At 31.5% G+C, this 25580-nt stretch carries 27 protein-coding genes; 12 read left to right on the top strand and 15 right to left on the bottom strand.

All coding sequences use genetic code 11. The annotated features are described in order from the left end of the window. Position 1 precedes the first annotated feature (1 nt). Positions 2–1177: a class I SAM-dependent rRNA methyltransferase gene (locus I6U51_RS09480; protein WP_211142417.1), complete on the top strand. Its 1176-nt coding sequence runs from the start codon at positions 2–4 to the stop codon at positions 1175–1177. 244 nt (positions 1178–1421) lie between these two features. Here I6U51_RS09480 and I6U51_RS09475 read toward each other — a convergent pair whose 3' ends face one another. From I6U51_RS09475 to I6U51_RS09465, 3 genes are all read right to left on the bottom strand, one after another. After that, the gene (locus I6U51_RS09475) at positions 1422–2162 is read right to left on the bottom strand and encodes a 2-phosphosulfolactate phosphatase family protein (RefSeq protein ID WP_211142416.1); all 741 of its coding nucleotides are present in this window, start codon (positions 2160–2162) and stop codon (positions 1422–1424) included. A gap of 106 nt (positions 2163–2268) precedes the next feature. After that, the gene (mnmL, locus tag I6U51_RS09470) at positions 2269–3189 is read right to left on the bottom strand and encodes a tRNA modification radical SAM protein MnmL/YtqA (RefSeq protein ID WP_211142415.1); all 921 of its coding nucleotides are present in this window, start codon (positions 3187–3189) and stop codon (positions 2269–2271) included. Positions 3190–3226: 37 nt separating this feature from the next. Next, the gene (locus tag I6U51_RS09465) at positions 3227–4360 is read right to left on the bottom strand and encodes a hypothetical protein (RefSeq protein ID WP_211142414.1); all 1134 of its coding nucleotides are present in this window, start codon (positions 4358–4360) and stop codon (positions 3227–3229) included. Positions 4361–4610: 250 nt separating this feature from the next. Here I6U51_RS09465 and I6U51_RS09460 point away from each other — a divergent pair, with 250 nt between their 5' ends. Further along, entirely contained in the window at positions 4611–5657 is a 1047-nt protein-coding gene (locus I6U51_RS09460; protein ID WP_211142413.1) for a YkvI family membrane protein, read from the top strand. Positions 5658–5800: 143 nt separating this feature from the next. Beyond that, the gene (locus tag I6U51_RS09455) at positions 5801–6700 is read left to right on the top strand and encodes a radical SAM protein (RefSeq protein WP_211142412.1); all 900 of its coding nucleotides are present in this window, start codon (positions 5801–5803) and stop codon (positions 6698–6700) included. Positions 6701–6814: 114 nt separating this feature from the next. Here the strand turns inward: I6U51_RS09455 and I6U51_RS09450 are convergent, their stop codons facing one another. The 5 genes from I6U51_RS09450 to murI all read right to left on the bottom strand — a co-directional run bounded on the left by I6U51_RS09450 (position 6815) and on the right by murI (position 11291). Continuing rightward, entirely contained in the window at positions 6815–8614 is a 1800-nt protein-coding gene (locus I6U51_RS09450; RefSeq protein WP_211142411.1) for a heme NO-binding domain-containing protein, read from the bottom strand. Positions 8615–8783: 169 nt separating this feature from the next. Beyond that, on the bottom strand, positions 8784–9452 hold the full coding sequence (locus tag I6U51_RS09445; RefSeq protein ID WP_211142410.1) for a helix-turn-helix domain-containing protein: 669 nt from the start codon (positions 9450–9452) through the stop codon (positions 8784–8786). 14 nt (positions 9453–9466) lie between these two features. Further along, positions 9467–9841, bottom strand: coding sequence for a DUF3783 domain-containing protein (locus I6U51_RS09440; RefSeq protein WP_246517206.1), 375 nt, complete (start codon positions 9839–9841; stop codon positions 9467–9469). Between the two features lie 27 nt (positions 9842–9868). Continuing rightward, positions 9869–10384, bottom strand: coding sequence for a peptidylprolyl isomerase (locus I6U51_RS09435; protein WP_211142409.1), 516 nt, complete (start codon positions 10382–10384; stop codon positions 9869–9871). Between the two features lie 124 nt (positions 10385–10508). Beyond that, positions 10509–11291, bottom strand: a complete 783-nt coding sequence (gene murI, locus I6U51_RS09430; RefSeq protein ID WP_211142408.1) for a glutamate racemase — start codon at positions 11289–11291, stop codon at positions 10509–10511. Positions 11292–11727: 436 nt separating this feature from the next. On the opposite strand from murI, the gene I6U51_RS09425 reads away from it, so the two are divergent. Continuing rightward, on the top strand, positions 11728–13629 hold the full coding sequence (locus tag I6U51_RS09425; RefSeq protein ID WP_211142407.1) for a type I glutamate--ammonia ligase: 1902 nt from the start codon (positions 11728–11730) through the stop codon (positions 13627–13629). A gap of 34 nt (positions 13630–13663) precedes the next feature. On the opposite strand, the gene I6U51_RS09420 is transcribed toward I6U51_RS09425, so the two are convergent. From I6U51_RS09420 to I6U51_RS09390, 7 genes are all read right to left on the bottom strand, one after another. After that, positions 13664–14659, bottom strand: coding sequence for a LacI family DNA-binding transcriptional regulator (locus I6U51_RS09420; protein ID WP_211142406.1), 996 nt, complete (start codon positions 14657–14659; stop codon positions 13664–13666). 99 nt (positions 14660–14758) lie between these two features. After that, entirely contained in the window at positions 14759–15676 is a 918-nt protein-coding gene (rbsB, locus tag I6U51_RS09415) for a ribose ABC transporter substrate-binding protein RbsB (RefSeq protein WP_211142405.1), read from the bottom strand. Positions 15677–15720: 44 nt separating this feature from the next. Beyond that, positions 15721–16650: a ribose ABC transporter permease gene (gene rbsC, locus I6U51_RS09410; RefSeq protein WP_211142404.1), complete on the bottom strand. Its 930-nt coding sequence runs from the start codon at positions 16648–16650 to the stop codon at positions 15721–15723. Between the two features lie 31 nt (positions 16651–16681). Further along, entirely contained in the window at positions 16682–18181 is a 1500-nt protein-coding gene (locus tag I6U51_RS09405) for a sugar ABC transporter ATP-binding protein (RefSeq protein ID WP_211142403.1), read from the bottom strand. 22 nt (positions 18182–18203) lie between these two features. Beyond that, on the bottom strand, positions 18204–18599 hold the full coding sequence (gene rbsD / locus I6U51_RS09400) for a D-ribose pyranase (protein ID WP_211142402.1): 396 nt from the start codon (positions 18597–18599) through the stop codon (positions 18204–18206). Between the two features lie 3 nt (positions 18600–18602). Next, on the bottom strand, positions 18603–19535 hold the full coding sequence (rbsK, locus tag I6U51_RS09395; protein ID WP_211142401.1) for a ribokinase: 933 nt from the start codon (positions 19533–19535) through the stop codon (positions 18603–18605). A 189-nt stretch (positions 19536–19724) separates the two neighbouring features. Continuing rightward, positions 19725–20273: a 2'-5' RNA ligase family protein gene (locus tag I6U51_RS09390; protein WP_178907225.1), complete on the bottom strand. Its 549-nt coding sequence runs from the start codon at positions 20271–20273 to the stop codon at positions 19725–19727. Between the two features lie 281 nt (positions 20274–20554). Here I6U51_RS09390 and I6U51_RS09385 point away from each other — a divergent pair, with 281 nt between their 5' ends. From I6U51_RS09385 to I6U51_RS09350, 8 genes are all read left to right on the top strand, one after another. After that, positions 20555–20719 (top strand): DUF1540 domain-containing protein, encoded by a 165-nt coding sequence (locus I6U51_RS09385; RefSeq protein ID WP_178907226.1) that lies wholly within the window; start codon positions 20555–20557, stop codon positions 20717–20719. 189 nt (positions 20720–20908) lie between these two features. Further along, a complete protein-coding gene (locus I6U51_RS09380; RefSeq protein WP_211142400.1) occupies positions 20909–22171 on the top strand; it encodes a UDP-N-acetylglucosamine 1-carboxyvinyltransferase in 1263 nt (420 codons plus the stop codon). A 27-nt stretch (positions 22172–22198) separates the two neighbouring features. Beyond that, a complete protein-coding gene (locus tag I6U51_RS09375) occupies positions 22199–22984 on the top strand; it encodes an MBL fold metallo-hydrolase (protein WP_211142399.1) in 786 nt (261 codons plus the stop codon). Positions 22985–23001: 17 nt separating this feature from the next. After that, positions 23002–23568, top strand: a complete 567-nt coding sequence (locus I6U51_RS09370; protein ID WP_211142454.1) for a GerMN domain-containing protein — start codon at positions 23002–23004, stop codon at positions 23566–23568. Continuing rightward, positions 23552–23704, top strand: coding sequence for a CxxH/CxxC protein (locus tag I6U51_RS09365; RefSeq protein WP_211142398.1), 153 nt, complete (start codon positions 23552–23554; stop codon positions 23702–23704). Before I6U51_RS09370 ends, I6U51_RS09365 begins: the two co-directional genes overlap by 17 nt. A 120-nt stretch (positions 23705–23824) precedes the next feature. Continuing rightward, positions 23825–24322 carry an SEC-C metal-binding domain-containing protein gene (locus tag I6U51_RS09360; protein WP_211142397.1) on the top strand — a complete coding sequence of 166 codons (498 nt, stop codon included), beginning with the start codon at positions 23825–23827 and terminating at the stop codon, positions 24320–24322. Positions 24323–24485: 163 nt separating this feature from the next. Next, on the top strand, positions 24486–24965 hold the full coding sequence (rlmH, locus tag I6U51_RS09355) for a 23S rRNA (pseudouridine(1915)-N(3))-methyltransferase RlmH (protein ID WP_211142396.1): 480 nt from the start codon (positions 24486–24488) through the stop codon (positions 24963–24965). A 139-nt stretch (positions 24966–25104) separates the two neighbouring features. Further along, positions 25105–25425 carry a CGGC domain-containing protein gene (locus tag I6U51_RS09350; RefSeq protein WP_211142395.1) on the top strand — a complete coding sequence of 107 codons (321 nt, stop codon included), beginning with the start codon at positions 25105–25107 and terminating at the stop codon, positions 25423–25425. Positions 25426–25580: the final 155 nt, after the last annotated feature.

Raw genomic sequence — 25580 nt, 5'->3', positions numbered from 1 at the left:
AATGGCTTGCAAGTTTTACTTATATAAAGGCAAGGGAAGAAAAGCTGAAAATGGGCACCCTTGGATATATACTACGGAAATAGAAGGCTACGATGGTACATATGAAAATGGTGATATAGTTGAAGTTTATAATTTTAAAAGCGACTTCATAGGAAAAGGATATATAAACGATGCTTCAAAAATTGCTATAAGAATGATGACAAGAGACATAAATGAAGAAATAGACGAAGATTTTTTTAGAAAAAGACTTAATGCCGCTTGGGAATACAGAAAAAAAGTTATAGACACATCAAGTTGTAGGTTTTTATTTGGAGAAGCGGATTTTGTTCCTGGACTTATAATAGATAAGTATGAAGATTACTATGTAATGCAATCTTTAGCACTTGGAATTGATAAGTACAAGGATATAGTAGTAAAATTGCTAAAAGATGAATTTGGTGCAAAAGGCGTATATGAAAGAAGTGACGTAAGAGTACGTGAACTAGAAGGAATGGAGCAAACTAAAGGATTTTTAACAGAGGCTTTTGATACTAACGTTCAAATTATAGAAAATGGAGTAAAATATCACGTAGACATAGAAAATGGACAAAAAACTGGATTTTTCCTTGATCAAAAAGAAAATAGACACGCTATACATAAAATTTGCAAAGATGCTGATGTATTAGATTGCTTTACCCATACAGGATCATTTGCATTAAATGCTGGGATAGCTGGTGCAAAAAGTGTACTTGGTCTTGACATATCCGAATTAGCTATAGCTGAAGCAACAAGAAATGCTGAGTTAAATGGTATTTCCGATAGAGTTAAATTTGAATGTCACAATGCCTTCGATGTACTTCATCAGTGGGTTAAAGAAGGAAGAAAGTACGATGTTGTAATACTCGATCCTCCTGCTTTTACAAAATCTAGATCTACAATTGATAGTGCAGTAAGAGGATATAAAGAAATTAACCTTAGAGGAATAAAAATGGTTAAGCCTGGTGGTTTCTTAGTTACTTGTTCTTGCTCACACTTTATGAACCCTGATTTGTTTAAGGATACCATTGCTGACGCTGCTAAAGATGCTAGAAGGGTTTTAAGACAGGTAGAATTTAAGACTCAATCTCCAGACCATCCAATTCTATGGAACTCTGATGAGTCTTATTACCTAAAGTTCTATATATTCCAAGTAGTTTAGACACATTGTAAAAATTTTGCGTCACAAAATTTTTAAGAGGACATTTGACAGTGGACAGTGGACAGTGAAGGTGAGTTTTCTTTCTTACGTCAGAAAACTATTATATTTTTGAGCTCGTTTCACTAATGTGAAACATCGGCTTATAAATATAATTAAAGATTTTTCGTAGTGTAACGTAGAAAAATCATCCTTCATTGTCCTCTGTCAATTGTCCTCTGTCCTCTAAAAAATGCGACCCATTTTTTTAAACAACGGCTCTCTTATCTTTGTTGTCACTTACGGTAATTGTTCCATCATTATACTCTGGAACTATATTAATTATATCTTTTTGACAGCAGTAGTCTAAATCTTCCTCTAGGTTTAGTTCTTTAATTCTTTTATAGTGACTGGCATATTTTATAAAACTTATTATGTTTTGATTTTCTTTATATATATAATAAGCAGTTTTAGATATATCAGTAAGTTCAATGTCCGACCTCTCTCTTAGCAAACAATCAATAATATATCCGGCACATATAAAGTCATCCATGGAAAACTGACCTAAAGTACCCGCATTTACTATAACTACATCATTATCTAAACTAATTAGCTTTTCTGCTACAGCCTTAGCATTTATTAGCGCACCTATTAATATATTCTTAGCTCCTAAACTACCTTGTATAGCTCTTGTACCGTTGCTAGTAGTTATAACCAATGTTTTACCCTCTACAATGTCTCTTCTATATTCAAGGGGAGAATTAGCGCAATCAAAACCTTCTATTTTTAATGCTTTTCTTTCTCCACCAAGAATATATTTTTTTCTATCCTTATTTGCTATCTCCAATGCTTCTTCTATTGTTAATACTGGTACCACAGCCTTACAGCCATTGTTCATTGCTGTAGTTATAACAGATGTAGCTCTTAACATGTCTATAACTACTATAGACTTTTTTAAAATTTTTTCTTGTTTTATATCATCTGCTGAAATTATTAAATCTACTTTCATAAAAATCTCTCCTATTATTTTCTCTGAATAACCTCTCATAAAGAGGTAGACATCGAATAAAGTACAGTGCTTGTCCTTATTGTTGACGAAAAATAAAAGAGGAATTTTATTTGTGATATATGCCTTGATATATTCCCCTTTTTTCTAGTTCCGAATCTATAGCATTCAATATCTCCCACTTTTTTAAGCTCCACTGTGGACCTATAAGTAAACTTCTAGGAGCGTCTCCTGTTAGTCTGTGGATCACCATATTTTGCGGAATAATCGATATTGAAGAACATAGTATATCAATATATTCTTCTTGGCTTAAAAATTTTAATTCTTCTTTATCATAAAATTCCACAAGAGGAGTATTCTTCATCAAATGCAGCAAGTGAAATTTAACTCCCTGCACATCCTGTTTTGCTACATAATTTACTGTATTTAACATATCTGATTTTGTTTCTCCCGGTAGTCCGAAGATAATATGAGTAACAACATCAATATTTCTCTTTCTAAGATTTTCTACAGCCTTTTCAAAAGTACCTAAATTGTATCCTCTATTTATTTTTTTCGCTGTGTCTTCATTAGAGGTTTGTAATCCTAATTCAACCCACAGATAAACTCTTTTACTAAATTCCTCTAAAAGACTTAGTACATTCTCTCCTAAACAGTCAGGTCTTGTAGCTATTGCTAAAGCTACAACACCTTCCTCATTTATAGCCTCTTCATATTTTTCTCTAAGAACATCTACATGTGCATAAGTATTTGTATATGCTTGAAAGTATGCTATATATTTGCCTTCCTTCCACTTTTTACTCATAACTTCTTTTATGGATTTAAACTGTTGTTTTATAGAAAATTGTCTATTACCTGCAAAATCCCCAGAACCTCTTTCACTGCAGAATACGCAGCCTCCCTTGCTTATAGTTCCATCTCTATTAGGGCAAGAAAAACCAGCATCTAGTGAAATTTTAAAAACCTTACATCCAAATTTTTGTCTTAAAAAATAGTTTAAACTATGATATCTTTTGTCTCCCCACTTCATTGCTTCTCTCCATAAGTAATTTTTTATTTAAATTATATCACATTTTCTTTGGTTTAAAATCTCTAAGATTAATCTGCCATTTCCCTATAACATCTGAAGCAGATTTATCATCTGGCTTTTTAGGCACTACATCAAAATTTAGAGTTTCTTTATCATAGGATGAAAATACAACATCTACCTTATCCATAGGAAATTTTTCCTCAAATTTGAATGGTATTAAATCTCCTCCATCTGATTTATAAGTACGTATGCAACGTCCTATATCAGGCTTTGTATATTGTACAGTAACAAATTTTTCTGTTGGTGAAAACGTCATGAACTCTACCTTTGAACTCTTTAGTAAATCTAAACTGGTTATATCTTTTCCTATAGGTTTTTCTTGAGCCTTTCCACCGCCTCCTTCCTTTTGTTTGCCGCCTCCAGTATCTCCACCTCCGGTATCTCCGCCTTCTCCGCCGCCTTTATCTGAAGCTTGCACTGCCATGGCTTCTTCTAATTTTATAACTGCAATATAAGCATCCTTGTCAAAAGTACTTAATGCTAAGCTATCTCCGCCATAGGAAAAAGTTATAATTCCATATTGGCTCTTAGGAACTGTAATTTTATCTATATTTGTCTTATCATCTTTTGGAAAAGCATAATTTGGTATACCACCAAAGTCTACTACAAGATTTGTGTTTACATTATTCTTGTTTCTAAGCCTTATTTGATTATTCTGTATAAAAGCTTCCTTCTGTATTATGTTATTTGTTTCAGTTATCTTATAATCTGTGTCTTCTTTTTTTATTTTCAAAGTATATTCATCTAAAGATGCAAAAGGTTTAGTTACGTCCGATCTAGATACTCTCATTTTAAAAAGTCCAGATTTTCCTATTTCATTTGTTTCTGACAAATCATATCCCAATATCTTCAAGCTTCTATTTTCTTCACTAATAGAACTTTTCGAAAGCTCTTTCGAGTAAAATCTCTTGCTATTTTCAGTATCTTCTTTCATTAAATATTTCATATAAGTATCAGCTACATTTGTAGCTGCTTTCATATCAAAGCTCTCTGTAGTGCTTTTACTTTCTTCTTTTTTCTTCGAAGCGCAACTTACTAATACACTTTGAATAAACAATAACGAAATTGCAATTACTAAACCTAATACCCACCTTTTGTTCGCCTTCCTCATTTTACTCCCCTCCGTTTATGTAAAATTTCATGGAAATTCCTTTTCGATTCCTCAAAGGAATAAACAATCCACACAAAATCAGAGATTTTGGTTCTCTGCTTATGTTCTAGTTTTCCCTTAAAATAAAAATTTAATTTATAAATCATTATTTTAATGTTATTAATATATATTTATATAGATATGTCTATTTAGGAATGTCACTAGTAATTATTTTATGTGTTCTTAAATTTCAATGTTAGGAGGGGTTAAATTGAAAAAAAATTTATATTTAATTTTTCAAGTTGGTGCAGTTTTTATTGGGACTATAGTTGGAGCTGGACTTGCATCTGGCCAAGAAATAACTCAATTTTTCACAACATATGGATACAAAAGCTTTATAGGTATATTTATTTGCTTTTTTATTTATATTTTGATGGGTTCAATAATTATTGATATAAGTTTAAGGTACAAGCTCTCTTCTTATGATGGTCTTATTAAACTAGTAAGTCCTGGATTTTTAGGAAGAGCTACTAATTTTCTTACTACTATTTTTCTGATCAGTGGTGCTGCAATAATATTAGCTGGCAGTGGATCACTAATCCACCAGTACTTTGGTATATCTAAATGGTTTGGCATAATAATAATGTCTCTTACCGCAGCGCTTGTGCTTTTTAGAGATACAAAAGGACTTATAGAAATAAACTCTTTTATCGTTCCTTCTCTTATTACTGTTATAGTAACTATATTCATATTATACTTAGCTTTCTATAAAAATATAAACTCAGTACATTTAAAGACTATTCCGCATTATAAATCTAACTGGCTTTTTTCATCACTTATTTATGGTGGTTTTAACATATTGTGCTGCAGCGGCGTTCTTGCACCTCTGAGCACAGAGATTAAGAATAGGAAAATTCTTATTCCAGGCATATTCCTAGGTTCCTTAGGTTTGACTATTTTATCCTTTATTATAAATTTTTTGCTTCTTTTAAATATACCTTATATATTCAAATATGAAATCCCTTTGTTATACATAGCCAATAGATTTGGTACTGTAATGCAGGTACTGCTATTAATCATAATATGGCTTGAGATGTTTTCTACTGAGGTATCTAACATATATAGTGTAAGCAAAAACTTAGAAGAAGCCTTTGGTATTTCCTACAAAAAATTAGTTATATTAATTATTCTCATAGCAATTCCTATATCCCAAATAGGATTTGTAAATCTTATATCTGTTTTATACCCGGCTTTTGCTGTAGTAGGCTTTATTTTCATAATTCAATGCTTAATTTTTTATGTTAGGAAAAAAATATAACCTATACAGATATTTATATATAACTGTATAATTATTTAAGGCATATGAAAAGAAATAAGAGACCAAATATGCGAGAATACTGGTCTATTATTTCTTTGATTATGCCTAAGGTAATATTTTTACTTTAGATAGAGGTGTTAATAATGTTTGACTTGCTTAAAAGCTGCAGATTATGTCCAAGAAATTGTAATGTAAATAGATTAGATGGTAAAATAGGTTTTTGTAATTCAGGTAATACTGTTAAGGTTGCATTAGCATCCCTTCATTATTGGGAAGAGCCCTGTATATCTGGCAAAAATGGTTCCGGAACTGTATTTTTTTCAAATTGTAATTTAAAATGTGTATTCTGTCAAAATCACAGGATAAGTGCTGAGGGAATAGGAAAAGCTATCTCCATTGAAAGATTAAGCGAAATCTTTTTAGAGCAGCAACAAAGAGGAGCTCATAATATAAACTTAGTTACTCCAACGCATTATGTTCCGCAGATTATAAAATCACTGGACTTAGCAAAATCTAATGGACTCAATATACCAATTTTATTTAATACCAATGGCTATGAAAATGTTGAGACTATAAAAGCCTTAAAGGGATACGTAGATGTATATCTTCCGGACTTAAAATATTTTGACAACAAATATTCTACTAAATACTCTAACGCACCAGATTATTTCGAAAAAGCTTCTAAAGCTATAAAAGAAATGTTTCTTCAAGTTGGAGAACCAAAATTTGATGACAATGGACTAATACAAAAGGGATTAATTATACGACACATGATGTTACCTGGTTTATTGTTTGATTCAAAAAAAGTTATAGACTACATATATAAGAACTATGGTCACTCCGTTTATATAAGCATAATGAATCAGTATACTCCTATGCATGATGTTAAATTATTCCCTGAAATTAACAGGCCCCTTAATCCTAAACATTATGACAGTCTCATAGATTATTGTTTATATTTAGGAGTAAAAAATGCTTTTATTCAAGATTCTGGTACTTCTTCAGAAAGCTTCGTACCAGAATTTGATTTAAAAGGAATATAAAAAAACTAGCAAGAAGCCATTAGGTAGCTTCCTGCTAGTTTTTTATATTCCTCAAGTTATTTACATTCATTATTCTAAACTTTATCTCTTAACTAGGTTAATTTCGTATAAATATTATATTTTATATTTGCCTAATTCTGTTTTAAATGTTTCAGCTATATTTTTAAAATCATGAATATTTACTATGAGCTTTCTAATTTCGTTAGTGTAGTTTGAAACACTTGCACTTACTTCTTCAGAGGAAGCAGAGTTCTCCTGAGCTATAGCAGCAAGAGATTCTATGTTATCGTAAATACTTGCAATAGAGTCAGCCTCTTTGCTCAATTCGTTTATTGTTTGTATCATGGATGATGCTACAATCTGTACTGATGTTGTCGCTTCATAGCTTATATCTCTCACACTCTCTAAACTTTTAGTTTCCTCTTGAAGAACATAATATTGAGAGTCTATTTTTTCTACTAGCCCTCGGATCTCTTCTACAAATTGAATTAAATTTGTATTTATCTCTTCCACTGCATTCTTTGATTGTTCCGCTAATTTTCGTACCTCTTCTGCAACTACAGCAAAACCCCTTCCTTGTTCTCCTGCACGAGCAGCTTCAATAGATGCATTTAATGCTAATAAGTTTGTCTGCTCAGAAATACCAGATACTATGGAAACAATATGTGTAATATCCTTTGCTTTACCTTGAAGTTCAAGACCCTTATCTTTAACCTGTTGAAACTTGTCCAAAGTATCGAGTATATTTTTACTTGTATTATTTACGTTTTCATAACTATTATTTATTTTTCCTAGAGCTTTTTCTAATTCAGTTTTATTACTGTTTTCACTTTCAACGATGCTTTTAAGATTTTGAATATTATCATTAAGTACCGAAACCGCTCTTTCAGTATTTTGAGCTTGGTCTACTGCACAATTAGCTACTTGCTCAACTACATCGGATATTTCCGCAGATGTATGATTCATAGAATCAGATATTGTATTTATATTACTTACAAATGTATTCATTTCGTCTGTAACACCTTTGAATCCTACAAAATCTGCTCTGACGCTTTTTTTATGATTCTTAAGTAACCTATATATATCTTCAAAAAAGTCTCCTGTTTCTATATCTCCATCTTCAATAAAACTGCTGTTAATAATTTTATTTAAATCATCCATTATAATGGATTTAGGCCCCATAAGAGCAGATGCAGCTATCCATGAAGCTATTGCTGGTATAACTGAAACTATTATAGCCTTAACTACATTGTTAACTCCAATAATAGGAATGGATGTAGCTAGAGAAAGTATGAATGTGAACAATCCTACTTTTGCGCCTATATCTTTTAAAAATCCCAATGAAAGAAGCTTGTTAAATCTATATACTTTTTTATAATATATATCCTTTTCAAAAGTAAACTTAAATTTTACCGATTCATTAGTTTTCTCTATTTCTTCTACTTTAATCTTCTCATTAAAAAATCTAGAGGCCCCTTCAATTAATCCTGCAAGATAGTCAAACATACCTCTTTGAGATCTATAATCAAAAATAGCTACCCTATCCGATATAGGAGTTATTGTTACTAGTGGCGGCTTAGCTCCTGGGAATTTCTTCGTCATAACAACATGTATATCAAATAGTGACTTTAGGAATGAATATAGATTTTCATGCTCGAAAAATGCTGGAAAATCACTATGAAACGCACTTATATTATCTATTCCTATTTCCCTCCATAAGCTTTTAGTGTCAACCTTATTATCTTGTGCTATTAGATTAATTGCTTCCTTAACTTTTGTATCTTCTATATTTTCTGCAGGTGAAAATATTTTATTTGATCCCCAACCTACAGCTTCCATAGCCTTATCTACTGTGTCATTACCATGTAACTTTCTACAGGTTCTCATCCATGTAGCAACTACAGTCCCTTTCATATACTCCCTCCTAAACATTTACAAATTTTCATCAAAAACTACTACTTATACAAATAGTTTATATTAAAATAAATTATACAACATTAGTATTATTTTGACAAAGGTATTTATAATAGATTAATAAAAGTCTCTATTACTTAACCCAGTAATAGAGACTTTTATTAATTTATTATAATTTTATCTCGAGTCTATCAAGCTTAGCTATAACCTTGATATCTTTTACCCCAATTGTTTCTGTTTTTAAACTACCTCTATTGCTTAAAAGCAATAACTTACTATTATCTAACTTCTTTATTTGCCTCACCGTTCTCTTGTTATCATATTCTACAAGGCATACTGCATTATTTTCTACTTCATGTGTGATATGAGCAAAAGCTAAATCTCCTTTTGATATTCTAAATCCTATCATGTCATCATCTTCAATTTCCAAATATAATACCTTATCCTGAGCATAGCCATCAACCTTATTGTTTATTAATGGAAGCTGCTTAAAACTAATCGGTCTTTCCATATTATATGTATAAACAGGAACTTTTTTTAATACTGAGCCAAAGGCTTCATTCCACACATCCTTTACCTCTTCCTGTTTCTTTTTACTAGAAAACTTCTCAGTCTTTTCTTCTTTATATACTTGCTCTTCAAAGGACATTGTAATATCATTAATATCTTTCCCTAATACCTTTGATAGTCTATCAATTAAACTTTGGTTTATGACTTTTCTTCCTGATTCTATTTCACTAATAAAGCTTTCAGATACACCTAACTTTTTAGCTAATTGTTTTTGGCTCATACCAATACTAGTTCTTATATTTTTTACTTTTTCTCCAACTCTACTCATTTTTCCCCCAACTTTTACTTTCTGTAATTTTTAGCCCATTCTCTTTCTTCTATTAAGTGTTCCAATAAATTTTCAAAAGTCCACTCTATAGATGTTTCTGTAACTACAGCTAAAATAGGCTTACTTATCAAGTTAGCTCTTAAATCTTTTATGACTTTCTCTAATTCCTCATCATTAAAGTTATTTAATAATATAACCTTCTCTTGTGGAAGTCTACAATTATATATATCTAATTTTAGCCCATTCAGTATATCTTTTATTTTCATTTTTCCCATAGACTCTTCAATAACCTTGTAGTCAGGAAGATTATTTTTTTTCAGTAGGTCATGCATAATTTGTTTGTCTTCTTTATCAAAACCAAATATCAACATAGTTTTATCGTTTTCCAACAGTAGTGCACTCCCTTCTTTAATTTATTAAAGTTTTTCTGGTTCAGGGTACTCTTTTCCAAAAGTATCTACTGTAACCTCTTCCATTACTTGCTCTTCATAAGGTCTATCTCTAAAATCTGTTTTAGAATTCACTATTTCTTCTGATACTTCCTCACCTTCTATTAACTTACCAAATGATGCGTATTGACCATCTAGATGTGGTGAGACTTCTACCATAATAAAAAATTGACTTCCAGCAGAGTTAGGATTCATAGCTCTTGCCATAGATAAAACACCTTTAGTATGCTTAAGTTCATTTTTAAATCCATTGTTGCTAAATTCACCCTTTATTGAATATCCTGGACCACCTGTTCCTACTCCTTCTGGACATCCTCCCTGAATCATAAAACCAGGAATTACTCTATGAAATGTTAATCCATTATAAAAACCTTTCTTTATTAAGCTTATAAAATTATTAACTGTATTTGGAGCAATTTCTGGATATAGTTCAGCCTTCATCACTTTTCCATTGTTCATTTTAATCGTTACTATTGGATTCATATGTATTCATTCTCCCTTCATTTAACAAATCTTAATATATTATATTTGAATTATATCATAACTTTTATTATTTACTATTTTCTTCATATATAATCTATATAAATTATATAGATTAATTCAGAGACTATTCATTTAAATTTAGCAATCTATAACTTAAATTTATGATTTCATTATTATTTAGAGAATTGCTTATTTCCACCTTACCCGCTTCTTCTCTTTTACTTATAATATTATATTCTAATAGCTGTCTTTTTAATTGCTTCGCAGTCCCCATGCTTCCATCAATAATAGGAACTTTATTTTCTAATACTATAGATAACTCTTTTTTTATGAATGGATAGTGAGTACATCCTAAAACTATTGCTGCAATTCCAGTTTCTTTGAAGGGCTCTACCTTTTTCTGCAAGTATCTGTTTACTTCCTCACCTTCTATTATTCCCTCTTCTATTAATTCAACCAATCCTGGACAAGGTAATGGAGTAATCTCTGCCCTATCTCTATAATTTTCCATCAAATTATTAAACTTAGCTTCTGCTAAAGTCATAGGAGTAGCCATAATGATTATTTTTCCTCTTCTATTATATTCTACTGCTGGCTTTAAGGCAGGTTCTATACCTATTACAGGCATATGATCACTATACTTTTCTCTTAGGTCTGTTATTGCCGCACTAGTAGCTGTATTGCACGCAATAACTAATGCCTTAGCATTCTTCTTTATTAAATAATCAACAGCATTAAAAGTTAGTGTTTTAACTTCTTCTACACTTCTTGTTCCATAAGGAGCATTCTTAGAATCTCCAAAATAAATGTAATCTTCTCTAGGTAAAACCTTTATTGCCTCTTTTAATACACTAATTCCTCCTACACCTGAGTCAAAAAAGCCAATAGGCCTATTTTCTAAATTCACTTTACCACCTCATTGTGTACATATGTATATTTTATATTATATAATATACATATGGATTACACAAATTCAATAGTACATTTTGCATAAATATTCATTGAAAATGTATACATTTAAAATTAATATAAAAAAACTGAATTTTCAAATAAGTTTATTGCATTTTCTTTTTCATTATAATAATCATATTTTTAAAAACAAACCCCTTGCAATGACTTTATTTTCAAATTATTCGTGGTTCGTTTACAAACTCATCCAAATGTAAGAAATAACATACTATTGCAATTTTGTTTTATAATCCTTCATTTTTCTATTGACATATATGCATATTAATTATAAAATCATGAATATATAAAGACTTTTATACTATTCGTTTAATATTAATTTTTTAAAATATAAGAGTAAAAATATTCTTTCAATATTTTATAGGAGGTCATATATAATGGTAAAGGACTTACTCTATGTAATCCCAAAGGAAAAACATTCTGAAGAAGACTTAAAAAAAATTCTAACTTGCCATCCTGAAATAAAATTTGTATCTTTAATCGGTATAGATTTATCAGGAAATGATACAGATGAAAAAATACCTGTAAAAGTTTTTTTAGAGGACATAGACACTTTTTTAAAAGGAGCAGTTCAAACTGATGGCTCTTCTGTTGTTCTCCCTGGAATCGCAAGCCTAAATAACGCTAAAGTGGATATGTTAGCAGATAAAGATGTAAATTGGTTCGTAGAGTATAACTATGAGCATTTAGACCTTGAAACTAATAAACCTGTTGGAACACTGAGAATTCCTTGTTTCTTATATCACGATAATAAAGCCGTAGACTCTAGACACATTCTTAAACACTCCATTGAATATTTTAAATCAACTCTATTAGACTTATTTGAAAAGTATCCTGAATCACTTTCATCATTCGGAGTAAAATTTGAAGACATTGAAGACGTAGTTGCTACCTGTGCTACAGAACTAGAATTTTGGGTAAAAACTCCTAATGATAAGGCCCACGTTGAAGAACTATCTACTTCCCAAGTACTGCAAGAACAATACTGGACAAGAACTAAAGGAGCGGTTAGAACATCTCTAGAACAGACTCTCCTTATGATGGATGCTTATGGTTTAGAGCCTGAAATGGGTCATAAAGAAGTTGGTGGGGTAAAGGCAAAAATAGACGAATCAGGTAAATTTACGCATATAATGGAACAACTTGAAATAGACTGGAAATATTCTACTGGAGTTCAGGCTGCTGATAACGAACTTTTGGCTAGAAGTATAATTAAAGAAACCTTTAGAAGAAATGGGTTAGATGTTACATTCCTAGCTAAACCTATAGATGGCGTCGCTGGTAGTGGAGAGCATACTCATTTTGGCATAGCACTTAAGCTTAAGAATGGCAAAAGAATAAATTTATTCTCAACTACTCAAAACCATTTCTTAAGTACTTTCGGTTATGCTTCTATAATGGGAATACTTAAAAACTACGAAGTAATAAATCCATTTGTATCTTCTACTAATGATTCACTTAGAAGATTAAAACCAGGATTCGAAGCTCCTGTTTGTATAGTTACCTCTATAGGACATTCCGTTGAAATTCCTTCAAGAAATAGAACTATCCTTATAGGTGTAATAAGAGATTTACAAAGCCCTTTAGCTACTAGATTTGAACTTAGAGCTCCAAACCCTCACACAAATACTTATCTAGCTGTAGCTGTACTTTATCTAGCTATGATAGATGGTATAAAATATGCTGTAACTAATGGTAAAACAGAAGATGACCTTCTAGCTGAATTATCCAAGAAGCCAGAAGCTGATGCAGATTACCTTGAAAAAGGAAGGGCATATAGAAGTGAAGAGGACGTATTTGAAGACTTTACAGAGGAAGAAAGAGAGAAATTCTTTGGAAAGGCTCCAGCTACAGTTTATGAAAATCTAAAAGCATTTGATATGTATCCCGAGAAAAAGAATGTTCTTATCCAAGGCAACGTGTTAGATGAAAAGCTTATAAACAGCTTTAGATTGGCTGTAACAAAGAGATGGCTTATAGAAATAACCAATAGAATAATGTCTAACTACTCTGATGAAATAAGAAGTTGTAAAATGCTTCATTCAATAGACAAAGCATTGGATCTTGATGTGGCTAACTGGATGAAGATAAATGAATTAAGACATTATATAATGAAAGATACTTATTCTAAAAAGAGCTTATTTGCTAGAATTAAGATTGCTATAGAAGCTGAACACTATGATGAAGTATCAAATCTCCAAATAGAATTAGATGAAAAAATTAAGGAACTAAGAGATTTATATTCTTTATATAAGAAAAACTTAATAGATATAGGATAAAGTTAATACCCGCGTAAATTACGCGGGTATTATTCTATGTTTCTCTAATTATAAGCTCTGTTTCAAAATAAATCTGTTTGTTTTCAACATCTGCAGCGTCTATAACATCTATAAGTAACTTACAAGATTGTTTTCCCATTTCATAGATAGGTTGGGCTATTGTTGTTAACTCTGGCTCAAAAATCTCTGATAGTTCAATGTTGTCAAAGCCAAGAACTCTTATATCCTTTGGTATTTTAAATCCTCTTTTTAATAATACCTTTATTCCCCCTAATGCCATTGCATCATTGCTGTAAAATATAGCATCTAGATTAGTTGTTTTCTGCAATATGCTTTCTGTAGCCTTAATTCCTCCGTCTATAGTAAAATCTCCACTGAACACAAGCCTCTCATCATATAATCCATATTTATTCATAGAATATTTATAACCATCTAGTCTTTGTCTAGAAATTTCAAGGGTTTTAGGACCTTCTACAAAGGCAATTCTTCTACTTCCTTCATTATACAGATACTCTATCCCTTTCAAAACTCCATCTTTGTTTAGAGCATATACTCCGTATTCCTCTTCATGAGTATCAATATATCTATCTACAAGCACAAAAGGAATGTTATTATGCTTTAGCATTTTAACACTATTCTCGCTTTCTCCACCGGCTATGAATATAACTCCATCTACTAGTTTGCTTATTAGTAACTTAATATATTTTTCTTCCTTATTCGTCTCATTATCTGTATTGCAAAAAATTACATTATATCCTAATAAGCTAGCCTCATCCTCAATAGCTCTTGCAATTGAAGAAAAAAATGGGTTAGTGATATCCGGGAGTATTATTCCAATTGTACCAGTTTTTTTTGTGCTTAGACTTCTTGCCAAAGAGTTTGGTATATAGTTCATTTCCTTAGCCAAACTCAGCACTTTATTTCTAGTCTCCTCGCTTATACTTTGATCATGTTTACTTAAAACCATTGAAACGGTGGCCTTAGATACTCCTGCCATTTTAGCAATATCAAGCATTGTTACTTTTTTCATTACTATCCCTCGTGCACTTTAAATTTTTCCATTTATAATTATATACCTATTATACACTATACTTTATAAAATCCAGGGCAAATGCCCTGGATTTTCAAATTATTTCTTTATAAGTTTTAAATCTACTGGTATTTCTTTTTGTACGGATTCACCCTTTATAACTTTTGCAGCGTTTTCAACAGCTAAACTTCCCATTAAGTCTGGTTGCTGTGCAACTGTAGCTGCCATTTCTCCGCTTTCAACAGCTTTTTTAGCATCATCATTTCCGTCAAAACCAACAACTAAAACCTTTTTGCCTTTTAGGGCCTTAACAGCACCTAAAGCCATCTCATCATTGTGAGCGAATACAGCATCAAACTGTGGTGTAGCTTGCATTATGTTTTCCATTACGTTTAATCCTTTTTGTCTATCAAAGTCTGCTGCTTGGCTAGCTACAACCTTAACATTATCTTTGTTATCTACACCCTCATGGAATCCCTTACCTCTATCTCTAGTAGCTGATGCTCCTGGTATTCCTTGAAGCTCAACTATGTTAGCTTTGCCACCTAACTTTTCAAGAATGAAATCTGCTGCCATTTTTCCACCCTTAACATTATCTGAAGCTATGTGGGCAACAACATCACCTTTATTAGCTTTTCTATCTACAGTTAAAACTGGTACTTTCTTATCATTTGCTACTTGGATTGAGTTTCCAACTGCATCACTATCTGTTGGGTTTATAATGATTGCTGAAACTCCCTGTTGTAAAAGGTCGTCAACATTAGCTCTTTCCTTGCTTGCATCATTTTGTGAGTCAACAACTACCAAGTCATATCCTAGTTCTTGAGCTTTTTTAGTTGCTCCATCTTTCATGGATACAAAGAAAGGATTGTTTAGTGTTGATACAACCATTCCTATCTTTTTCTTTTCTCCACCTTGTTTGCTTTGCTCTGTCTTGCTGCCACATCCAGTAAACCCTGCTACAGCAATCATACCTGTCAAAGCTAATGATAACATTTTTAAACGAGTTCTTTTCATAATATTAATCCTCCTCAAATTTTATATAAATTTTTAATGTTTACTTATTTATTTTTCTTATCAAGAATAACAGCCAGTATTATTACAAAACCTTTTACTATTAATTGATAGAATGGTGATACATTCATTAAATTTAATCCATTATTTAATACACCTATAATCATTGCACCTATTATTGTTCCAATTACTGATCCTTCTCCACCTGAAAGGCTTGTCCCCCCAAGAACAACTGCTGCAATAGCATCTAATTCAAATCCGGAACCAGCATTAGGTGATGCTGACCCTATTCTGCTTGTTACTACAATACCGCTAAGTGCTGCTGTTGCACCGCATATAACATAAACTAAAGCTTTAATTTTATCTGTATTTATACCTGACAGCCTTGCTGAGTCTTCATTACCACCTACAGCATAAACATATCTTCCATATCTTGTTTGATTTAGCACATACCAAGCAGCTAAAACTACAAGTAGTATTAGAATTACCGGTAAAGGTATTCCTGCTAATTTACCATTACCTATAACAGTAAAATCTGAGCTTAAGCCTGATATAGGTGTTCCTTTCGTATAAACATAGGTTACTCCTCTAAATACAGTCATAGTTGCCAAGGTTACTATAAAAGCCTGTATTTTGCCTTTTGAAACTAGTATCCCGTTAAATAAGCCAATCAATGCTCCTATTATTAAAACTGCAATTATAGTTACAAAAGTATTAGTATTACTTTTAACTAAGGTTGCTGCTATAGCTCCTGTTATGGCCAAAGTTGATCCAACCGATAAGTCTATTCCTCCAGTTAATATTACAAAGCACATACCTACTGCAATTATTGCGTTAACGGAAACCTGAGTAAATACATTTAGTACGTTTGTGACAGTTAAAAATCTAGGAGTAATAATAGATATAACTACACAAAGTATTATTAAGCCTATTAAAGATTTATATTTAAAAAGCAAACTCTTAATATCCTTTTCCATATTTCATTCTCCCTTTGTTATAATATAAAATTTAAATGCCAACTGCATATTTCATTATGTTTTCTTGAGTAAGCTCATCTCTCTTTAACTCACCAGTTAGCTTTCCTTCGTGCATTACAATTACTCTATCGCTTACACCTATTATTTCTGCCATATCAGAAGAAATCATAATGACAGCCTTGCCAGCACTCTTTAGCTCATTTAAAACTTCATAGATTTCCTTCTTCGCTCCCACATCTATACCTTTAGTAGGTTCATCAATTATCAAAATCTTTGGTGAAAGCATAAGCCACTTTGCCAATATTACCTTTTGTTGATTTCCTCCACTAAGATTTTTAATTAACTGCTCTCTATGGGGAGTTTTAACCGAAAGTTTCTTTATATATTTATCAACTTCTTCTTTTTCTGCCTTTTTATTTATTCTTTTTAAGCTATTCTCATAGCTTTTTAAATTTGATATTGTCATATTTTCTCTTACAGACATGCCCAGAATTAAGCCTTCTTTTTTTCTATCTTCGGATAAGTAGCAAACTCCATGGCTAATTGCATCTTTAGGGGAATTTATACTAACCTTTTGTCCATCAATACAGATTTCGCCTGAACTTTTCTTGTAATCTCCAAAAATAGTTTTAGCAAGCTCAGTTCTTCCGGCTCCCATAAGCCCGGCAATGCCTAGTATTTCTCCCGCTTTTACTTCAAAACTTACATTTCTAACTTTATCTTTTAGAGATATATTATCAACCTTTAATAAGGTCTTTGTTTTATCTACTTCTTTGTAAGGAAACTGCTCTTCAAGTTTTCTTCCAACCATCATAGTAATTAAATCATCTTTAGTTACACTTTTAGTTTCCACATCTCCAACATATTTACCGTCTCTTAGTACAGTAATAGAATCACAGATTTGAAAAATCTCATCCAATCTGTGAGATATATAAATAACTGCCATTCCCTTTTCTTTTAGCTTTCTAATTACAGTAAATAGATTTTTTGTTTCTACATCAGTAAGCGCCGTAGTTGGTTCATCCATTATGATAATGCCAGAGTTTTTAGTTAAGGCTTTTGCAATTTCAATCATTTGCATTTCTCCTACATTTATATCCTTAACTAAAGTATCCGGATTTATATTGCATCCAATTTGCTCTAGAAAGCCTAAGCTTCTTTCTCTCATCCATGCTTTATTTATTCTTCTAGTGCCCTTATCAAACTTCTCATTTCCTAAAAATATATTTTCTGAAACAGTTAGGTTCGGAAGTACACTAAGTTCCTGATGTATAATTGTTATTCCCATGCTTTCAGCATGTTTAATACCCTGTATATCAACCTCGTTTCCTTCAATTAAAACCTTTCCCTCATCTTTTTTATAAACACCACTTAATATCTTCATAAGTGTAGACTTTCCTGCTCCATTTTCTCCAAGCAAGGCCACTACTTCTCCAGAATGGACTTTTAGATTAACGTCTTGTAGTGCCTTTACTCCAGGAAAGGACTTAGATATGCCTACCATCTCTAAAAGCGGCTTTTTATCTTCCATATTCTTTCCTCCTAAAAATGTTTTAAAATACAACTCCTGATCTTAAAATTATATTTGCATAAGGTGTTTGCTCTCCAGTTCTTATAACAGCCTTACATTCTTTCAATTTATCTTTAAGCTCTTCATGTGTTATGAAGGTTATTTTCACATCTCCAATTTCCTTTTTTATTTCTTCAAATAGCAATGGACTAACAGCTGCAGTTTCCTTTGCTAATTCTACTTCTTCTACTTGAAGTTCCGTTAGTACAACTTTTAATGTAGCTATAAAACTAGGAATATCTTTTATAAGAGCTAAATCTATTCTTTTGGTTTCCTCTGGAATAGGTAAACCACAGTCCCCTATGGCTAAACCATCAGTATGTCCCATTTTTGATATTACACTAGATATTTCTGAATTTAATAATCCGGTTTTTTTCACTTTTTATTCCTCCCCGTATAGCTTAATCACTTCTTCTAGATATGGAAGAGATGGTTGAGCACCTTGTCTCTGAACTACAAGTGCTGAAACTTTATTTGCAAATTTAATAGCTTTTTCAATTATTTCAAAATCTACTTTATCTTCATTTTGTAATTTACTTGCTAAAGCCCCTATAAAGCTATCTCCTGCTGCAGTAGTGTCTACAGCTTTAACTTTATATGCTGGTATAATGCTAAACTTATTATTGTTTACTAACGCTGCACCTCTCTCACCTAGGGTTATTATCACAAATTTAACTCCTTTGCCCATAAAACTATCTGCTGCTTCTTTTACACCACTTATATCTTCAACTTTAACTCCTGTAAGCTCAAAAGCTTCCGTTTCGTTTGGAATTATAATATCTGTAAGTTTTAACAGCTCATCAGGTATGTTTTTTGCTGGAGCTGGGTTCAATATCGTTGTTACCCCATTTTTCTTAGCAATTTCAAAGGCCTTTATTGTGATATCTAGTGGAGTTTCAAATTGAGCTATAAGCAATTCAGAATTTTTTATTACATTCTCAGCATCTTCAATTGACTTATTGTCAACTTCCATGTTAGCTCCAGGTACAACTATTATAGAATTACTTCCAGTATCATCAACTGTAATAATTGCCATGCCAGTTGGAGTATGCTCACTATGTTTAATGTTATTTATATCTATTTTATCTTGTTCTAGAACTTTTAAGAGTTCGCGACCGTTTTCATCTTGTCCAACTTTTCCTATAAAGCTTACACTAGATCCTAATCTTTTAGCAGCAACTGCTTGGTTTGCACCTTTTCCTCCAGGAATTTTTTTATAATCCTTTGATAAAATAGTTTCTCCTGACCTTACCATTCTATCAACTCTTAATACTAAATCCATATTTATGCTACCTAAAATGCAAACTCTATTCATATATATTCACCTCTATATAAGTAATTCTTAATCATTTAACCGGTTTATTTAACCGGTTAAATTTATTCTATATTAGCTTCAAGGATATGTCAATCATTTTTTGAAAACATTTTCATTGATGAAATAAAAAAAGAAGAACAATAACAGCTTCTGCTGCTACTACTCTTCTTTTTATTATTTAATGTTATACTAAAAATCCCTTAATGGAAAACTTTTTATTATCATTTCTTTCTTATTGTTTATAGGTTTCCAAAGCTCTATTCTATCTATCTTCGCCATCTTATGAATATTTTCTTTTTTAGCAGTGTCACAAGCTGCCACATATTCTTTACTGGACCATTCTCTTATAGCATAATTAGTATTAGCTAATGAAACATGCAAATCCCAGTTATCGATATTGTCCCTAACATTAAAACCATGTAATTTAAGTATATCATTTATATGTCTTGCTAATCTGATTATATATCCCTTATTTTCTATTTTTAAATTAACTGATTTGTATGGTGGATCAAAGCACATTGCTCCATTAATTTCAACTTTAAATTTTTTATATGGCTTTAATATATCAGAAACTATTTTATTTAGCTTTTCTATGTCAGGATCTCCTATAACTTCTAAGGTTATGTGAAGAACAGGCATATTTTTATATATTTTGTACTTTTTACATATACTTTTTTGCATTTCTTCAATGTATGAATATGATTGTTTATCAAATAAAGCTACTAAATAATACTTCATATTATTCTCAATCCCCCAAAACTAATACTTATGAGTCCATGTTATAACAACTAAATATTATTATAACATATAATTGTTCTATATAATATTTTTATACATAATATCTTCATGATAATTTATATAATTGTACTAAAAAGCAACATTTTCTTATTAAAATCTCAACTATCTATATAGTATATATATCTTTATTTAATTTTAATTCAATGTATATATAAAACTTAAAGTGAGAAAATAATATTGTTAGTTTTTTAAATATAATTAATTCATGGAGGTATTCAGTAATGATGGGAAAACACAATGATAGCATAGGATGTGTAGTTAGTGAATGTAGATTTCATGCTAAAGCTGAAGACTATTGTACATTAGAGAAAATTCAAGTTACAAAACATGAATCATTAGCTAAAACAAAACAATGCACAGACTGTGGAAGTTTCGAAAAAGAATAGTTGTAAAAACATAAGCACCCTATGGTGCTTATTATTTTTGGACTAAATTACATTAACCTCCTATTCACTTTTCTAAAATTAATGTTAAAATATTATAGAATTATGTTATAATAAACTTTGTGTAACAATTTGAATTTAAGTTTTATGAATTTATATAAATTAATAATGATGATAAGGATGGATGCGGGAATGGATAAATTGGTAATTAACGGTGGAAAACCTCTTTATGGTTGTATAGAAATAAATGGTGCAAAAAATGCTGCTGTAGCGATACTTCCTGCTGCTATAATGGCTAGTGAAGGTGTTTGTAATATAGATAATATACCTAATATTGAAGATGTTCATTGCATTGAAAGAATAAATGAAAGTCTCGGATGTACATTAGTTAGAGACAAAAATTCTGTTTCTATAGATAGTTCAAAGATAAATAGTGTTATAGCAAATACAGAAGATGTGAGAAAAATGAGAGCTTCCTACTATTTAATAGGAGCACTTTTAGGAAGGTTTAAAAAAGCTGTCGTAGAACTTCCAGGGGGGTGCCCTATTGGAGTTAGACCTATAGATCAACACATCAAAGGTTTTGAAGCCTTAGGTGCAAAGGTAGAAATTAAACATGGATGTGTAACTGCCGAAGCTGACAGATTAATAGGAACAAATATATTTTTTGATGTAGTTAGTGTTGGTGCAACTATAAATGTTATGTTAGCAGCAACCTTTGCTGAGGGGGTAACAACCTTAGAGAACGTTGCAAAAGAGCCTCATGTAGTAGATGTTGCAAACTTTTTAAATAGCATGGGCGCAAATATTAAAGGTGCTGGTACTGATGTTATAAGAGTTGTAGGCGTAGAGTCTTTAAAAGGCTGTTCCTATAGCGTAATACCTGATCAGATAGAAGCTGGTACTTATATGATAGCTGCTGCTGCTTGTGGAGGAGAAGTTACTATACAAAATGTTATACCGAAACATCTTGAGTCCATATCTGCAAAGCTTATAGAAATGGGTGCAGAAGTGACTGAAGATGGTGATTGTATTACCGTAAAATCTAGTGGTAACCTTAAAGGAGTAAACATAAAAACTCAACCTTATCCTGGCTTTCCAACAGATGTACAGCAACCAATGAGCACACTTCTAACAGTAGCTCAAGGTAGAAGTATAATTAACGAAAGCATTTGGGAAAGCAGATTTAAGCATGCAGATGAATTAAAGAAAATGGGTGCAAATGTAAAGGTTGAAGGTAGATCTGCTATAATAGATGGTGTCAGTAAACTCACAGGTGCTATTGTAAAAGCAACTGACCTAAGAGCTGGTGCAGCTATGGTTATAGCTGGCCTTATAGCAGAAGGTACTACTGAGGTAGTAAGCATTGAACATATTGATAGAGGATACCCTAATATAGAGGAAAAATTCCACGCATTAGGAGCTGATATAATAAGGGTTTTCTGTGCTGAATAGTCTTAACCTTAGAATAGGAGAATTATTATGATTTTTTGTTCTTTATACAGTGGTAGTAGCGGAAATAGCCTATTTGTATCTTCTGACAAAGCTAAAGTACTCATAGACGCAGGGCTTCCTGGAAAGAGTATTGAGAATGCCCTATTAAACATCGGGCATAACGCTAAAGACATCGATGCTATATTTGTTACTCATGAGCATATAGACCACACAAAAGGTGTTGGAGTATTGTCAAGAAAATATGATATTCCGATATATGCAAATTCTCCTACTTGGGAAGCTATGTCGGGAACTATAGGAAAAATAAAAGAACATAATATTAATGTGATAGATAGTAGCTACATTAGTGTTAAAGATATGGATGTATTAAGCTATAAAATTTCTCATGATGCTGCAGCTCCTTCTGGATATGCTTTGCAATATAAAGATAAAAAAGTTTGCATAGCAACAGACTTAGGCTTTTTTTCTGATGAGGTAAACACTGCCCTAAAGGATGCAGATGTAGTATTGCTTGAGAGTAATCATGACGTAGAAATGCTTAAATTTGGCCCATATCCCTATAACTTAAAAAGAAGAATTTTAAGTGATATTGGACATTTATCTAACGAAGACTGCGGAAAAGCCATTGTAGATATTACAAATGACAAGTTTAAAAAGATAATATTAGGACACTTAAGCAAAACCAATAACTATCCTGAACTAGCCTACCAAACTGTGCTAAATGTCTTAACTTCTGCTGGAGTTAAGTTAGATAAAGATTTAAGTTTATCTATGGCAAAGAGGGATATGCCAAGTAATTATATAGAATTTTAAATGAAATGGGTGAGGATATGAAAAAAGGTTTTAGCGTGTTCACTTGCTCTATATTAGTAGTTTCTTTATTAGGTATAACTGGATGTGAAAAGAAGGACAAGACAAGTCTAAATAATAAGGAAAAAGAAAAGAAAATAGTTTTGTCTAAGGAAAAAGAAAACACTTTAGACTTAAATATTTACTTTGATTCTTCTAAAAATGTTAATACTCCTGAAATTGCACAAGAAGAAAGAGTTTTAAAACGATATGAAATTCTTGGAGAAACCATAATTGGAGAAATTATAAAAGGACCATCAGTAAGTAGTAAGCTAAATCCTGTTTTACCTAAAGATACAAGAGTTCTAAGTTTTTCCATTAAAGACAATATTGCTTTTGTAAATTTTAGCAAGGAAGCAAACATCCCCATGACTTCTTCAAAGGAAGAAGCTTGCTTAAAAAGCATAATTTGGTCACTTTCCCAGATTCCATCTGTTGAAAAAGTTAAGATTTTAGTAGAAAATAAGGATACAGGAATTTGGGGAGAACACTTTGACTTATCAAAACCAATAGGAAAGGATGACATCCAAAATGCCAAAAGAAATTAAATATTGTTGTGAAAATCACGTAGATATAGCATTTGATGACTTTTTAGTAGAGAACGAAACCTTTCCTAACTTAGAAAAGTGTGAAAATGAGCAATGTAGCTATTGCAATAATACAGCTAAATATGTATTATCATAAATAAAATAAACTTGATTAGTATAAATATCAAAAATTATTGAAAAATGTTATAATTTCTATTATAATAATCAAGTGGTATATTTTCAAAATTAGTAATATATTTGCAAAAGGAGAATAACTATGAGTTTGTATAAAAATTGGACAGATATGGTCATAGATTTTGTTAAAACTAGAGGAGAGGCTGAATTCTGGAAAGAATATGGTTCAATTGAAAAACATATTTATACAAGAATCTTAGCTGAACATAAAGATACTGTAAGCGGTTCAATAAAGGACTTAGCAAGCAGATATGAAACTACAACAATCTTTTTCATGGGATTCCTAGATGGAATAAATGATAGTCTTGAAGAATCTCTTGACCTTGAAAGCTTAGAGGAAGATTCTGATATATCCGTAAAAATTAACTTTGAAAAGTTATATTTTAACATGTTAGATGCTAAAGCAGACTATTTGTATGGTCTTCCACAATGGGAGTCTATATTCTCACCAGAAAAAAGAAAAGAAATTCGTCAACAATGGGTTGCTTCAAAAACTGTTGTAAATAAAAACAAAGTTGGAAGAAACGATGCTTGCCCATGTGGAAGCGGCAAAAAATATAAAAATTGTTGCGGAAAATAGTACATAATTCTTAAATAATTAAATCCTTACACTACTGTGTAAGGATTTTTTGATATCAGGAAATAGTCCTTAAACCAAGTTAGCATTTATTTCTGTGATCAGGTTTTGATAAACTTATATAGAATAAGTACTTAATTTTAATTAACAAGTTGGAGGTAAACTTATGAACATATCCACAATATGTGTCGGCAAACTTAAAGAAAAATATTTAAAGCAGGCTATCGATGAATATTCTAAACGTCTATCAAGATATTGTAAGCTAGAGATTATAGAAGTTCCCGATGAAAAAACTCCTGATAATGCCTCTGAAAAGGAAGAACTTTTAATAAAAGAGAAAGAAGGTATAAATATTCTAAAGCATGTGAAAGATAACATGTTTGTAGTGACATTAGACCTTAAGGGTAAAATGCTCTCCTCTGAGGAGCTAGCAGGCTTTATAAAGGAAGCTGGAATTAAAGGTAATAGCAATATAGCTTTTGTAATAGGTGGGTCTCTTGGGCTTTCTAAAGCTGTTTTAGATAGAGCAGATTTTAGCCTTTGTTTTTCCAAGATGACTTTTCCACATCAGCTTATGAGGGTTATTCTGCTGGAGCAGGTTTATAGGGGATTTAGAATAATTAATGGGGAACCATACCATAAATGACGTAGACTCTTTTGAGTACCTGAAATACCCTAGTGAAAAAACTTGAAATTAGATAGCGAAATACAGGAAGATTTATTACTTTTAGTAATGCTACAATCAAAATATAAAATAAACTTTTACGAGGAGTGGAATTATAATTATGAGTAAAATTGGCATTATTAATTGTTATAACGAAAGTAAGGAATGTACTAGCTTCGGGTGCTTTAAAGCCTATAATGAAAGAGCAGCAGCTTTTGAGAATTATGATAAAGATTCGCAAATAATATCTTTTGTTCACTGTAATGGTTGTAGCCAAGATTCTATAGATCAGGTGCTAGATAGAGCAAATAGAATGAAAATAAAGGGTGTGGACACTATACATTTAGCTACATGCATAAAGCTTAAGTGTTCTTTCTATAATCAGTTTATTGATTCTCTAAATAAGGAGTTTAATATAATAGGTTATACACATGATATTTAGTAAAAATTAAATTATAACATTAGAAATGTATATAGCATAAGTTTAGTATAGAAGCTGTTTCAAAAGTAATTTATTACTTTTGAAACAGCTTATCCATTAGCTTTTTTAGAATTTTTTCTACCCATCTGAGACTCCCCTTTAAATAACGAACGAGT

It is taken from the genome of Clostridium aciditolerans, from assembly GCF_016316925.1.
GTDB lineage: Bacteria > Bacillota > Clostridia > Clostridiales > Clostridiaceae > Clostridium_AM > Clostridium_AM aciditolerans.
The sequence above is the reverse complement of the archived record's forward strand: the minus strand, read 5'-3'. Positions and strand labels throughout refer to the sequence as shown.

Coding starts and splice junctions, on each gene's coding strand:
- I6U51_RS09390 (WP_178907225.1), bottom strand. CDS start 20,273: ATGAAGTATTATTTAGTAGCTTTATTTGATAAACAATCATATTCATAC.
- I6U51_RS09360 (WP_211142397.1), top strand. CDS start 23,825: ATGAGTTTGTATAAAAATTGGACAGATATGGTCATAGATTTTGTTAAA.
- I6U51_RS09350 (WP_211142395.1), top strand. CDS start 25,105: ATGAGTAAAATTGGCATTATTAATTGTTATAACGAAAGTAAGGAATGT.
- I6U51_RS09480 (WP_211142417.1), top strand. CDS start 2: ATGGCTTGCAAGTTTTACTTATATAAAGGCAAGGGAAGAAAAGCTGAA.
- rbsK (WP_211142401.1), bottom strand. CDS start 19,535: ATGAATAGAGTTTGCATTTTAGGTAGCATAAATATGGATTTAGTATTA.
- I6U51_RS09455 (WP_211142412.1), top strand. CDS start 5,801: ATGTTTGACTTGCTTAAAAGCTGCAGATTATGTCCAAGAAATTGTAAT.
- I6U51_RS09445 (WP_211142410.1), bottom strand. CDS start 9,452: ATGAGTAGAGTTGGAGAAAAAGTAAAAAATATAAGAACTAGTATTGGT.
- I6U51_RS09380 (WP_211142400.1), top strand. CDS start 20,909: ATGGATAAATTGGTAATTAACGGTGGAAAACCTCTTTATGGTTGTATA.
- rlmH (WP_211142396.1), top strand. CDS start 24,486: ATGAACATATCCACAATATGTGTCGGCAAACTTAAAGAAAAATATTTA.
- I6U51_RS09385 (WP_178907226.1), top strand. CDS start 20,555: ATGATGGGAAAACACAATGATAGCATAGGATGTGTAGTTAGTGAATGT.
- I6U51_RS09365 (WP_211142398.1), top strand. CDS start 23,552: ATGCCAAAAGAAATTAAATATTGTTGTGAAAATCACGTAGATATAGCA.
- I6U51_RS09465 (WP_211142414.1), bottom strand. CDS start 4,360: ATGAGGAAGGCGAACAAAAGGTGGGTATTAGGTTTAGTAATTGCAATT.
- rbsB (WP_211142405.1), bottom strand. CDS start 15,676: ATGAAAAGAACTCGTTTAAAAATGTTATCATTAGCTTTGACAGGTATG.
- I6U51_RS09375 (WP_211142399.1), top strand. CDS start 22,199: ATGATTTTTTGTTCTTTATACAGTGGTAGTAGCGGAAATAGCCTATTT.
- mnmL (WP_211142415.1), bottom strand. CDS start 3,189: ATGAAGTGGGGAGACAAAAGATATCATAGTTTAAACTATTTTTTAAGA.
- I6U51_RS09475 (WP_211142416.1), bottom strand. CDS start 2,162: ATGAAAGTAGATTTAATAATTTCAGCAGATGATATAAAACAAGAAAAA.
- I6U51_RS09425 (WP_211142407.1), top strand. CDS start 11,728: ATGGTAAAGGACTTACTCTATGTAATCCCAAAGGAAAAACATTCTGAA.
- I6U51_RS09405 (WP_211142403.1), bottom strand. CDS start 18,181: ATGGAAGATAAAAAGCCGCTTTTAGAGATGGTAGGCATATCTAAGTCC.
- I6U51_RS09435 (WP_211142409.1), bottom strand. CDS start 10,384: ATGAATCCAATAGTAACGATTAAAATGAACAATGGAAAAGTGATGAAG.
- I6U51_RS09370 (WP_211142454.1), top strand. CDS start 23,002: ATGAAAAAAGGTTTTAGCGTGTTCACTTGCTCTATATTAGTAGTTTCT.
- I6U51_RS09450 (WP_211142411.1), bottom strand. CDS start 8,614: ATGAAAGGGACTGTAGTTGCTACATGGATGAGAACCTGTAGAAAGTTA.
- I6U51_RS09420 (WP_211142406.1), bottom strand. CDS start 14,659: ATGAAAAAAGTAACAATGCTTGATATTGCTAAAATGGCAGGAGTATCT.
- rbsC (WP_211142404.1), bottom strand. CDS start 16,650: ATGGAAAAGGATATTAAGAGTTTGCTTTTTAAATATAAATCTTTAATA.